The sequence below is a fragment of the Trabulsiella guamensis ATCC 49490 genome (assembly GCF_000734965.1).
In the GTDB taxonomy this organism is placed as follows: domain Bacteria; phylum Pseudomonadota; class Gammaproteobacteria; order Enterobacterales; family Enterobacteriaceae; genus Trabulsiella; species Trabulsiella guamensis.
Map to the genome: position 1 here is coordinate 62096 of NZ_JMTB01000128.1, position 11637 is coordinate 73732.

Annotated in this window: 12 protein-coding genes and 1 pseudogene; 7 read left to right on the forward strand and 6 right to left on the reverse strand. The window is 53.1% G+C overall.

Going from position 1 to position 11637, the window contains the following annotated elements; translation table 11 throughout:
- Positions 1–26: 26 nt before the first annotated feature.
- From sfmF to fimA, 5 genes are all read right to left on the reverse strand, one after another.
- A complete protein-coding gene (sfmF, locus tag GTGU_RS22825; RefSeq protein ID WP_038163116.1) occupies positions 27–545 on the reverse strand; it encodes a fimbria assembly protein in 519 nt (172 codons plus the stop codon).
- Complete coding sequence (gene fimH / locus GTGU_RS22830) at positions 538–1542, reverse strand: type 1 fimbria D-mannose specific adhesin FimH (protein ID WP_156964240.1); 1005 nt, start codon at positions 1540–1542, stop codon at positions 538–540. The genes sfmF and fimH overlap by 8 nt, the downstream gene beginning before the upstream one ends.
- A 4-nt stretch (positions 1543–1546) precedes the next feature.
- Positions 1547–4117 carry a fimbrial biogenesis usher protein gene (locus GTGU_RS22835; protein WP_038163117.1) on the reverse strand — a complete coding sequence of 857 codons (2571 nt, stop codon included), beginning with the start codon at positions 4115–4117 and terminating at the stop codon, positions 1547–1549.
- A gap of 20 nt (positions 4118–4137) precedes the next feature.
- Entirely contained in the window at positions 4138–4830 is a 693-nt protein-coding gene (gene fimC / locus GTGU_RS22840; protein WP_038163118.1) for a type 1 fimbria chaperone FimC, read from the reverse strand.
- A 120-nt stretch (positions 4831–4950) separates the two neighbouring features.
- Complete coding sequence (gene fimA, locus GTGU_RS22845; protein ID WP_038163119.1) at positions 4951–5502, reverse strand: type 1 fimbrial major subunit FimA; 552 nt, start codon at positions 5500–5502, stop codon at positions 4951–4953.
- Positions 5503–5933: 431 nt separating this feature from the next.
- On the opposite strand from fimA, the gene folD reads away from it, so the two are divergent.
- The 5 genes and pseudogenes from folD to GTGU_RS22870 all read left to right on the forward strand — a co-directional run.
- Positions 5934–6800: a bifunctional methylenetetrahydrofolate dehydrogenase/methenyltetrahydrofolate cyclohydrolase FolD gene (folD, locus tag GTGU_RS22850; protein WP_038163120.1), complete on the forward strand. Its 867-nt coding sequence runs from the start codon at positions 5934–5936 to the stop codon at positions 6798–6800.
- A gap of 1 nt (position 6801) precedes the next feature.
- Complete coding sequence (ybcJ, locus tag GTGU_RS22855; protein WP_038163123.1) at positions 6802–7014, forward strand: ribosome-associated protein YbcJ; 213 nt, start codon at positions 6802–6804, stop codon at positions 7012–7014.
- 229 nt (positions 7015–7243) lie between these two features.
- Complete coding sequence (locus GTGU_RS22860) at positions 7244–8743, forward strand: PTS transporter subunit EIIC (protein ID WP_038163126.1); 1500 nt, start codon at positions 7244–7246, stop codon at positions 8741–8743.
- A gap of 87 nt (positions 8744–8830) precedes the next feature.
- Positions 8831–9847: a Mal regulon transcriptional regulator MalI gene (gene malI, locus GTGU_RS22865; protein ID WP_038163129.1), complete on the forward strand. Its 1017-nt coding sequence runs from the start codon at positions 8831–8833 to the stop codon at positions 9845–9847.
- A 73-nt stretch (positions 9848–9920) separates the two neighbouring features.
- Positions 9921–10127, forward strand: a pseudogene (locus GTGU_RS22870) (metal-dependent hydrolase); the annotation flags it as partial.
- A gap of 298 nt (positions 10128–10425) precedes the next feature.
- On the opposite strand, the gene GTGU_RS22875 reads toward GTGU_RS22870, so the two are convergent.
- Positions 10426–10878, reverse strand: coding sequence for a MerR family transcriptional regulator (locus GTGU_RS22875; protein ID WP_051857434.1), 453 nt, complete (start codon positions 10876–10878; stop codon positions 10426–10428).
- A gap of 227 nt (positions 10879–11105) precedes the next feature.
- On the opposite strand from GTGU_RS22875, the gene GTGU_RS22880 reads away from it, so the two are divergent.
- Both GTGU_RS22880 and GTGU_RS24080 read left to right on the forward strand, forming a co-directional pair.
- Entirely contained in the window at positions 11106–11342 is a 237-nt protein-coding gene (locus GTGU_RS22880; RefSeq protein ID WP_038163132.1) for a helix-turn-helix domain-containing protein, read from the forward strand.
- A partial coding sequence (locus GTGU_RS24080) for a DNA-binding protein (RefSeq protein WP_051857435.1) occupies positions 11343–11637 on the forward strand: 295 nt, incomplete at its 3' end. It abuts the gene before it with no gap.

An 11637-nucleotide genomic window follows, 5' to 3' on the forward strand; every position in this document is an offset into this window, starting at 1 on the left:
CGTAATTCGGGAGTTCAGTATTTTCTTCAATTGTAATTAATCATAAAGGTCGCATCCGCGTCCGCTATCCCTGGCTGAGGATCGTTCGCTGTCGCGATGTAATTAGCGTAAAACTGCAGCGTCGCATTCCCCAACGCATCCACCACCACCTCCTGACTGGCCTGTTCCAGCGGCAGCCGGGTACGATCTTTGTCACGGATCTCTACCGCCACATTGCTGGCCTGGCTACCGCCATTAAGCCCTAACAGACTATTGTCCTGAGTATCCGGGATGCCGGAAAAGGTAATAGATGCAGCACCTGGGGGGCAGCCCGTCAGCTTCAGGGTAAACGGGACTTCCTGAGTGGTATTCCCCGCCAGCGAGAGTTGTTTCGTCGGCCAGCGTCCCAGTTGCACGGTTTTGTTGCTGTCTCCTGCCTCTGCAATGCAGGTGAAAGCCACGACGTTGCCCCGCAGTTCTATGTTGATTTCGCCAAGCGGCGACTGCGCCTGAACGGTCAGTGAGCAGGCCAGCATCAGGCCCGCGAGCCTGCGCCCGTTAATCATAGTCAACACGCAGATATCCCCTTGCCGTAAACGGCCCTTCAGCGGGTTTGTTTCCCGTCACGCTCACCGGCCAGGCCCGAATTGATACCTGCGCCCGGGCGCTGTCATCCAGCCGAAAAGGTATTTTGCTGGTGAGATTATTGGGTGTCAGCGGGTTGCCGGAACCATCGGCTACGATAAATCCCAACTCCGGGTTGTCCGAGATCATCGTGTTGCCCTGCGCCTGTTCGGCTTCAATCCGCATGCTCAGGTATGCCTGCGCTTCAACGTTGGTACACTTGATGGCGACCGTTTTCTGCTGCACAGCAATTCCCTGCGGACGGTTTCCCGCCCCCGCCTGACTGAACAGCGAGGCGCCGATATTGCCAAAATCAAACTCCACCACGTTCCCGGCATTGATGGCGCAACTTTGTGGCACTTCGATCGTCCCGCTGTAGCTGATGGTATAAACCGCTGTCGTCAGCGGATCACCCTGCGTGGTGGTGACGTAGACACGAAACATGGTCTGGCGCGGGATTACCACCATATTGATAAACCGCCGCGTGACCTTCAGGCGAAACACCAGCTTTGAATCCTGCACCGGAAAGGGCTGATTCCTGGAAACATTCGGATGCGATCCCATCTGGATGTAATTCTGCGGTGGAAAGAACACGCCGGCGAAGCTGTCGGTAATTTGCATTGCGCCATTGAGATATTCGTTCAGCTTAAGGTACTTAAACCCACCTTCCACACTCTGTACCGGAAGTTCAGTGACGTAACTGCGCAGAGTGGTATTCCCCGACGTGCCTCTCGGACAGACCGCTTTCACCCCCACCCAGCCGGATTTATCGCTCAGCGTCACTATCTGCCCGGGCTGATTGTTGCTGCTGTTAAACGTGTCGGTCAGGTCATAAAAGACGTCTGTTGGCACACCGTTTTCGTTGTAGCATACGGTCGCCAGCGCCTGGCTTGCGGGCAGTAACAGCAACAACGCCATCAGCCAGTCTCGTTTTTTCATCACATTACCGATCACAGCGAACCTCCGTGAGTGTGATCGCCTGTTGCAGGCTCTTGTCAGGCAGATGGTATGACGCACGGCATTGCGCATTCGCGCCTTCTCCCCACTGGATCAACAGTTCACCGCGCAGCGGCAAACCACTTAAGTAAATCTGTCCGTCGTCGCCCACCATACTGGTCATGCCGCGTTGGGTTTCGCGCACAATCGCGCCGAACGGCACGGGCTGGTTGCCACGACGGGCGGTGATCAGCGCCCGCACGCCGATGCGGGTATCGAATGCGGCGCGCACCACGGCGCCTTCTGTCGGCACGACGTTGCTGACGTTATTTTCAATGTCGGTGTTATTTCCCATGGTGTTGGTATCAAGCGCCACGCGGTTGTAGCGATAAACAGTGGCGTACGGCATGACGGCATAGCCGCGCCAGTCGGTTTTCACCCCGGTCTGGTTTTCAATACTGACGCCGGACGCGCCAGGCGCTTTGATCAGCACATTGGTATCGCCCAGCGGCTGACTGAATGTGACACCATCAGCATGGCCGACCACGCCCCCCGACAATTGCCAGTTGAAATCGTGCTGATCGCGGTCATAGTTGTAGCCCATGCCCAGCGTACCGTACGTTGCCTGCCAGTTAGCGCTGGCGCTGCCGGTGTAGCCGTTAGTGCTGGAATGGCCCTGCGTCACGCTATAGCTCAGGTTGCGCCCCTCAAGCAGCGTCCCGCTGACGCCACTCTGCCAGCTGTTTTGCCCGTCACTGTTACGGCTGGCGGCAACGGTGGCATAAGCGCGGTCAAGCGCAGTATCGCGACGATAGCCATGGTGACTGAACAAACTGAACGGAATCGACAGATTAAAGGTCGCGATACGATCGGTGCCGGGAATCCCCACGGCGCGGTTCCACGACCACGCCAGCGAGTAGCTGATCCCCTGCCAGCCACCAGAATAACCCAGCTGATACCAGGTGTTGGTCTCGTGGGTTCCCCAGTAGCTTTGCTGGCTGCCGGAAAAATAGAGCGAGCCATAATCGCCCAGCAACTGTGAAATATTGACCTGAAAACGCCCCTTTTTATTGAGCGTCAGATTGTGGTAGCTGATGACGTCAGGCACACCATCAGCGTCCTTATCCTTGTCGTCATACTGATAACCACTCATCGTTCTCCAGGCCGTGTCGTCGAGCGTGTAAAAGCCTTTTGTTGAGTAGCGATAGCCGAGTAGCTGAAAGTTGGTGCCAAAGCGGTTCAGTGATTTTGCATACAGGAAACGCAGGGATTGCCCTTCGTGGGTGCTGTCATCCACCAGCGTGCTACGCGCGTGGGTGACATCCAGTGAAACCGCGCCCCAGTCGCCGAGGTTTTTACCCGCGCCCACGGCCACCGCGGTGTAGTTTTCCGCCAGTTGTGAACCGCCGTAGAGTGTCACCCCGTTATCGAGACCGACAATTACTGTGCCCTGCGAGAAAAACGGGGTCTCCTGTTGCGTGTTACCGGAACGATAATCCCCTGCCACCACATCAAATTTGACGCGGCCCGCACGTTGCAGCAGCGGTACGCTGGAATAAGGCACTGTGTAGCGCTGCTGGCTGCCGTCTTTCTCTTCCACGGTCACTTCAAGATCGCCACTGGAAGAGGTCGGGTTCAGATCGTTAATGGCAAAGGCGCCACTTTGTACATAACTCTGGTACACCACATAGCCATTCTGACGGATCACCACTCTGGCAGGCGTGCGGGCGATGCCGCGCACCGTCGGCGCGAAGCCCTGCATGCTGTCCGGATACATGCTATCGGACGAGTACAATCGCGCACCGCGAAAACCCACGCTGTCAAAGATGTCATTACCGGTATTGCTGTCACCCAATACCAGTTCGCTTTTCCACGGAATAATGGCGCGCTGTACCCAGGTGCCTACATTCTTCCAGTGGCTTTCACGCTGGCTGTTGTTGCGGCTGTAATTCCAGGTTCCGTTATTACGCAGCCGCCACGGGCCATAATTCAGCCCGCTCAGCAGGCTGAGAAAATAACTGTCATCCTCAGTGCCGCGGTTGCCGCTGAAGCTGTAGTTGACCAGCGCAGCGGGGATCCCGTCGTCCCACTCGTCCGGCGCAATGTAACCACGAGCGTTGTTTTGCATGGCAATTTGCGGAATGCTGAAGGAGAGTTTGAGCGACGCAAAATCAAAGTTGATTTCCGTACCGGGAATGCGCGTGGTCAACGGAATACACGTCTCATCGGGCGTCTGCGTCAGGTTGGGAAAGGCCTGGCGGTTAACGCCGAGCCGCGTGATTAATGCCTGATCGACGCACGGTGTCAGCCCGCCCGCAGCGGGATCCGTTTTTTCCGCCGCCACAAATGGCAGATCCTGCGTACCGATAAATTCATCGTTGCGCCAGATATCAACGCGATACACACCCGGTGGTTGCTGATGACCTTTTTCGAAGCGCGACAAATCGGCGACGCTCGCCGCATCGTCCGAGAGAAACGCCGGGTTGAAATAATCCTCAGCGCAGCCATACGATGACCAGCAGGCACCGGACAGCGCCAGCGCCAGCACCTTCAGACGTGAGTGAATGACAGAAGTCATGATGAGTCCCGGCATGACGGTTACAACTGCACGCGACGTGCGGGGGTGATAGCGCCGTAATCGTTCACACTCTGCCAGCTCAGCGCCCCCTGCGCTCCTGCGGGTATCGCCACCTGACCATTGTTTTTTGGCGCCACCATCAGGTTTTCCAGTTTTTTACCGGCAATATTCAAATTGACCAGCGTGATGTAATACGGTGAGGCGTTAGTGACTTTCAGCAGATTCCCGGCGCGGGCAAACGTCAGTTGCGACAGCGCCTGCGAAGGCTGCACCGGCAAATTCGCTGGCCGGACAAAAAGCTTGATGCGCGACAGAATCGCCAGTTGCAGTACGTTTTTACCGCTGGCGTTCTCTTTATTCACTGAAGGAATGGCTTTTACGTTCATCCAGAACAGCGACTCGCGATCAGTTGGCAACGGTTGCCCGGCATAAATAATGCGCAGCGTGTTTTCACTGTTGGCTTCGCTGACAAACAGCGGCGGCGTGACGACAAATGATTTTTCTTTTTGTCCGTTATTGTTTTCAATCCACGCATTAATTAAATAACGTTCCTTCGCATTACTGTTGGTAATAGATAATGAGGTCTGTTTAGCCTCTGCCGGATAAATAACCCGTGTCGCCCCCAGCGCAATTCCGCCTGCTGCCTGTGCGGGTAAACAAATAATAAATAATAAAACGGCGACAATAATTCCCGGGTTGAAAAGCTTGTCCATAACGGCATACCTGTCTTTATTTTACTGGTGAATGTTATCGCTTCAGGGATAAATCAGCTCACCACGTCGTTGTACGCGCCTCCTCCCTGAGGCCGGGGTCATCCTGATGGCGTTATGGCCTTATTCGTACTTCATCACAAAGGTCGCGTCAGCATTTGCCTGGCCCGGTGTGGTAGTGTCAGTCGTCGATTTGTAGCGAGCACTGAAGTGCAGGGTGTTGGTACCCTGGATCAGATTCTGTGCCACAGAGAACACCGCGCCGTTCGGGGTCAACACGCTGGATGTGTTGTCCAGAATCTCGATGCCCACGCCCTCCGCTGTGGTGCTGTTATCACCTGACGTCACCGCCAGCAGGGTGTTATCGTCAGCATCAACCGGGCCATTAAACGCAACAGCTGCCGTCGCGGCAACTGTCGGATCGCAGTCGTTCAACACAATGCTAAACGGGATCCTCGCGGAAGTATCCCCCGTCTGGGTAAAGGACGCTGTGCGGTACTGACCCAGTTCTACTGTCTGGTTAGAAGAGGTTGTGCTTACCGCACAGGCCGCATTCACCAGCTCGCCTTCAAAATGTACAGTGCCGCCATTAACAGACGTTACCGCTGCATTTGCCGCGGTGGTTGCAAGACCTGACATTGCCACCAGTGCTGCAGCAAGAGTTTTTAATTTCATGGGTTTTCCTTGAATTGAAAAAACGCACATCCGTCGCGTGCTTCCTGTACGCTCCGTGTGATTTACCATAACGGATAATAATATCCGCCAGAATGCTCCCGTCTTCCTGCTGAGAGTGATTTATTCGCAGTACATCGCTTCGCCAGTTAAATGAATTAGCGATTATTCTCCGGAATAAAATAACGACGCTGATCGACGAATAAATTAACCCAACACACTCATACAAAATACGTATAAAGACTGTCATTACGCTAAGCCACGTCTTAAAGAGGAATAAGAAAAGCCTCACCAATAATGCGGGATTGCAACCGACAGCGTGACAGCAGGAGTACCCACGATAAAAACGTAAACGGTGACTGACATCACGCCCCGCTTCTGACAAAATATGCGTAATCCCCCTTTTCTTGATGACAGATGGAATCCTCTCTCTGATGGCAGCAAAGATTATTGACGGTAAAACGATTGCGCAGCAGGTGCGCTCTGAGGTTGCGGAAAAAGTGAAGGCGCGTGTCGCCGCCGGAAAACGCGCCCCTGGACTGGCTGTTGTGCTGGTCGGTAGTAACCCTGCATCGCAAATTTATGTTGGCAGTAAACGCAAAGCCTGCGAGGAAGTCGGTTTCGTCTCCCGCTCTTACGATCTGCCAGAAACCACCACCGAAGCCGAATTGCTGGAACTTATTGATACGCTGAATGCAGATACCGACATCGACGGCATTCTGGTTCAGCTCCCGCTGCCTGCTGGCATTGATAATGTCAAAGTGCTGGAACGTATTGCGCCGGATAAAGACGTCGACGGTTTCCATCCGTATAACGTCGGTCGCCTGTGCCAGCGCGCGCCGCGACTGCGCCCGTGTACCCCGCGCGGTATTGTGACGTTGCTGGAGCGTTATAACATCGATACCTATGGCCTGAATGCGGTGATTATCGGCGCGTCTAACATTGTTGGTCGGCCGATGAGCATGGAACTGCTGCTGGCAGGCTGCACCACGACCGTGACCCATCGCTTTACCAAAAACCTGCGTCACCACGTTGAACATGCTGATCTGCTGATCGTCGCGGTCGGTAAACCGGGCTTTATTCCTGGCGACTGGATCAAAGAGGGGGCGATTGTCGTGGATGTCGGCATTAACCGTCTGGAAAACGGCAAAGTGGTGGGCGATGTGATTTTTGACGATGCCGCTGCGCGTGCGTCATATATTACTCCGGTACCGGGCGGTGTCGGCCCGATGACCGTGGCTACGCTTATCCAGAACACGCTGCAGGCGTGTGAAGAATATCATGATGTGGAGGAGGCGTAAGATGGCGACGTTTTCTTTAGGTAAACACCCGCACGTTGAATTGTGTGATCTGCTGAAACTGGAAGGCTGGAGCGAAAGTGGCGCTCAGGCCAAAATTTTCATTGCCGATGGGCTGGTGACGGTCGATGGCGTGGTGGAGACTCGCAAGCGCTGCAAGATTGTCGCCGGTCAGACGGTCAGTTTCGACGGCCAGAGCATCACTGTCGTCGCCTGATACGCCTTCCAACCCTCTTCGCCTGGAGAGGGTTTCCCCTCACAACCATAACGGTTAATTCTCGATCAACTTCAAAGAATCACAAACTCGTCTGCCCTGATTGTGAAAATTTAGTTGCAGCTGATATCAGATTATTCCACGATAAGTAGAACGTTCTACTATAACGTTCTACTCACTACAATAACGCGTGAAAAGCGCACATCAGGGTCTCCACTCGGGGGAAATCAGCATGAGTCTGATATCAGGTTTTGTTAAATCGCTGTCTAAGTTATCGATGATTGGTCGCGCATTAATGCTGCCAATTTCTTTACTGCCCGCCGCCGGTTTGCTGTTGGCATTCGGAGATAAATTCCATCTTCCGCTGATGATGAATGCGGGTGGGGTTATCTTCGACAACCTGCCAATGCTGTTTGCTATCGGTTCGGCGGTCGGCCTGGCGTCAGAATCCGGGATTGCCGCGCTCTCTGCGGCGGTATCGGTTTTTGTCACCAACATCACCATCAGTACAGTTCTCGGCATTACGCCAGAAATGGCGTCCCAGGGGGGGAAATACGCGATGGTGGTCGGTATTCCTACCTTGCAGATGGGCGTCTTCGGCGGTCTGATTTGTGGGATTCTCGCCGCGTGGTGCTATAACCGCTTCCACGCGATGCAGCTTCCGGAATTCCTCGGTTTCTTCTCCGGTAAGCGCTTTGTCGCCATCGCCACGGCGTGTCTCTCTTTCGTGCTCGGTTTGCTGTTGCCTTATATCTGGCAGCACATTCAGGCCGGTATCGATGCGCTGTCGCTGATCGTGAACGGCGATAATCAGGCTGCCTCGACGTTCATCTTTGGCCTCGTGGAACGCGCGCTGATCCCGCTGGGTCTGCACCACATCTGGTATCCGTCGTTCTGGTATTCGTTTGGTGATTACACCACGCAGGCCGGCCAGGTGATCCACGGCGACCAGACCATCTGGTTCAAAATGCTGGAAGAAGGCGTGAAATCGTTCAGCAGTGATACGTACCAGAATGCCGGTAAGTTCATGCAGGGCGAATTCCCGCTGATGCTGTTTGCGCTGCCGGCGGCCTGTCTGGCGATGTATCACGAAGCGCACACCAAAAACAAAAAGATTGCCTCCGGTATTCTGTTCTCTGCCGCGCTGACTTGTTTCCTGACCGGGATCACTGAGCCGGTTGAGTTTACCTTTATCTTCGTGGCGCCAATCCTCTACGTCTTTAACGCCATCATGGCCGGTCTGGCGTATATGACCATGTTCCTGCTGCATGCGCACATCGCCAAGTCGTTCTCCGCGGGCTTTATTGATTATCTGTCGTTTGGCATCGTGCCGTCGCTGAACGGTTACCAGACCAATTTCCTCAACGCGGTGATTGTCGGTATTCCGATGGCGCTGATTTACTACTTCACCTTCCGTTATGTTATCCGTCGTTTTGATGTAAAAACGCCGGGTCGTACCGAGGTGACGTCAGACGCTAAAGACAAAACCGATACCGAACTAGCGAACGAAATCATCGCGTTGCTCGGCGGTGCGCACAACATCGATTCTGTTGGTTCCTGCATCACCCGTCTGCGTCTGGAAGTCGCGAACAGCGAGAAAGTGGATAAGGACGGGCTCAACGGCGTCGGCGCGCGTGGCGTGGTGTTTGTGGGCGATAACGGCATTCAGGTAATTTTTGGCGCCAGAGCGCAATTTATTGCACAAACTATGTCGACGATGATTGGCAAATAACAGGAAAATGATACGCTGAATGTCTCCTGTTACGACGGGAGACGTTCAGGTATCTGGCTGATCAGCTTACTTTTTCAGGGAGTGGATTTGAAGAAAGTCAGTATTATTGATGTCGCGAAACTGGCGGGGGTTTCGGTCTCAACCGTTTCACTGGTCCTGCGGCAGAAAGGGAAAATCTCTGACGCGACCATCGAGAAAGTCCACGCCGCTATCACCGAACTCGGCTACGTTCATAACGTCGCCGCTGCCAATCTACGCGCAAATACGTCTAATCTCATCGGCCTGATCCTGCGTGACTTCAGCGACAGCTTTTCGATTAAAGTGATGGCCAGCATTGTTCAGGAGCTGGAAAAACAGGGTTATATGGTGTTCCTCGGTCAGCCGCTGAATGATGACGATCATCTGGAACGTTGTCTGCTGTCGTTCAAACAGCAGGGGGTGGCGGGGGTTATTTATCTCTCCTCTGACGCCACTACGCTGCATTTGCCGGAGAAAATGCGCCAGTGTCCGCTGCCGCTGGTGGTGGTATCGCAATCCCTGCTGGAAGAGAACTGCCACCTGGTGATGCGCGACAACCGCCAGGCCGCCAGCCTCGCGACTCGCTACCTGATCGAGCGCGGGCATCGCAGCATCGCCTACATCGGCGGGCGCGAAAATGACATGATTCGCCAGCAGCGTCTGGTAGGTTTTCACAGTGCGCTGTCGCAATACGGCATGGTCTGGCGGGATGAATCCACCCCGGCCTGCAGTGACGACACCCACGCCGCCAGTATCGTCACCCGACAACTGCTGGAAAAAAACAACACTATCACCGCCCTGCTCTGCCATTCGCCGGACGCAATCATCGGCTCCATCAGTGGTATTCATCAGGTGGGGCGGACGGTGGGTAAAGACGTCTTCCTCACCCAACAGGTGGCGCTGATTGGTTTTGAGGACATGCTGCATGTGAACCTGACGTCGCCATCGTTCACCTATGTATCGTCCGCCAGCGAAGAGACTGGCCGCCAGGCGGCAACACTGATGATCCGCAAGCTCAAAGAGCCGGAGTTGCAGGTTCAGCGAATCACGCTGTCAGGGCAGCTTATCGCCCGCGAATCTGCCTGATTTCAGAATTTGCCCTCTGCGTATCCCGCTGAGGTTGCTGCTATATTATGCTTTTCCCCTCGGATGATCCCCTATGCCAACCATCATCACCCATGCTGCGGTTCCGCTTTGTCTCGGACTGGGGCTCGGCACCCGCGTTATTCCCCCTCGCCTGTTGTTGACAGGTATAGCGCTGTCGATGCTGCCGGATGCCGACGTGCTGGCATTCAAATTCGGCATCGCCTACGGCAATATTTTCGGCCATCGCGGGTTCACCCATTCGCTGTTGTTTGCTTTCGTTGACTCTTGACACTGATGTGTAGATCAAACGAGGAATGCGGGAATAACCGGGAATTGAAGGGAATTAACGGGAGGAAGTTCAGGTATAACAAGGCTTCACAACTACAGGGTTTACTGTACCACCAGAAAAAATCACTTCCAGAACAAATTTAGATCAACCGCCGCCAAAACCATTTACTGTCATATAGACTTATACCGCAAGGCAGAAAATTTCAACGCGTTAAAAAGGATTTAAAACAGTTTAAATATTCCTTCATGGAGGCGCAAAGATGAAGCCAGCCGATTGAGATTCACAGCAATCAGCCAGCTTTGCCTTGCGTGCTCAGCTTAGGCGCGGCCTGAACCTGTTCATCTGTATCACATTGTTCGAAAATCTCTTTGCCATCATCCGCATATAAGATTGCTGGTAGTAGTGCTCGGATGCCTCGGTTTTTAAAAAGCTCGATGCAGTCTTTTTGTTGTTGAGGCGTCAAAAGCTTAAAAATCATTATCCAAAACTCCAATAAATCAGCAGCATGCTCATCTTCTTTGAGCTCGCCTGCATCTGCTATTTTACCTTCAGCAAAAACCGCCCGCGCATAGTCAGGGAGAATTTTTGTACTGTATTCAAACGCTTTCGTTCCTGGCCTTTTCCTCTTGCTTCCTTCCATCCCCAAGCTTAAGTCTTCAAGTCTTTTTCGTACCGCCGGTGCAGTGTTAGGGAATCCAGGAATCCCCATGCATTCCTGAACTGTTACCCATTCTTTGACCATACCTTCATCCTTTCTTTTTGTTTGATATGAAAAGAAATTTATTTTCTATTAAGTTTCTTTTCTTTTTATCTTTAAATATCAAGCAATTAACTAAGATATTTAGGTTTAATCGCCTCAGTTAAAAGAAAGTCACTTACTTTACATGCTTTCTTTTGTGTGCCATTCTCATACACGTAGCGTTTAATCATTCAGTTAAACGAAGTGTGTAAACATTTAAGGATCGCAGAATGATGACCAAAAGCCAAGACTGGCACCCCGAAGACATCAAGGCAGCGATTAGGAAAAGAGGCATGACTACAAGTCAGCTTTCTCGAATCAATGGCTTAGCAGATTCAACATTACGTAACGTATTTCGTCATCACTGGCCGAAAGGAGAACTGATCATTGCGGAATATCTGGAACTAAAGCCGATTGATATTTGGCCCAGCCGCTATAAAAAAACAGTTCAAAAGGCGGGCATGTAAATGAGCGAATTATGGATTACGGTAAAAGAAGGCTTGGAATTACATTCAATGCCAAACACTGAGCCTGGTATACGCAATCGTTTTGAAACCTTAGTTGCAGGCCGCAGCGAACTGCGCCGCAAGCGCGCCGGAACCAAAGCATTCGAATACCATATTTCTGTTCTGCCGCCGGAAGTCCGAGCCGAACTGCTGGCTTCCCGTGGTCTGATCGAAACGTCATCTGGTTTAATCACCCTCCCACAGGAACCCTCTCGCATAGCCGCCGACGACCTTGAGCGCCAGCGCCTCTGGTCTT

Coding starts and splice junctions, on each gene's coding strand:
- GTGU_RS22835 (WP_038163117.1), bottom strand. CDS start 4,117: ATGACTTCTGTCATTCACTCACGTCTGAAGGTGCTGGCGCTGGCGCTG.
- GTGU_RS22860 (WP_038163126.1), top strand. CDS start 7,244: ATGAGTCTGATATCAGGTTTTGTTAAATCGCTGTCTAAGTTATCGATG.
- fimC (WP_038163118.1), bottom strand. CDS start 4,830: ATGGACAAGCTTTTCAACCCGGGAATTATTGTCGCCGTTTTATTATTT.
- GTGU_RS22880 (WP_038163132.1), top strand. CDS start 11,106: ATGATGACCAAAAGCCAAGACTGGCACCCCGAAGACATCAAGGCAGCG.
- sfmF (WP_038163116.1), bottom strand. CDS start 545: ATGATTAACGGGCGCAGGCTCGCGGGCCTGATGCTGGCCTGCTCACTG.
- folD (WP_038163120.1), top strand. CDS start 5,934: ATGGCAGCAAAGATTATTGACGGTAAAACGATTGCGCAGCAGGTGCGC.
- fimA (WP_038163119.1), bottom strand. CDS start 5,502: ATGAAATTAAAAACTCTTGCTGCAGCACTGGTGGCAATGTCAGGTCTT.
- ybcJ (WP_038163123.1), top strand. CDS start 6,802: ATGGCGACGTTTTCTTTAGGTAAACACCCGCACGTTGAATTGTGTGAT.
- GTGU_RS22875 (WP_051857434.1), bottom strand. CDS start 10,878: ATGGTCAAAGAATGGGTAACAGTTCAGGAATGCATGGGGATTCCTGGA.
- fimH (WP_156964240.1), bottom strand. CDS start 1,542: ATGAAAAAACGAGACTGGCTGATGGCGTTGTTGCTGTTACTGCCCGCA.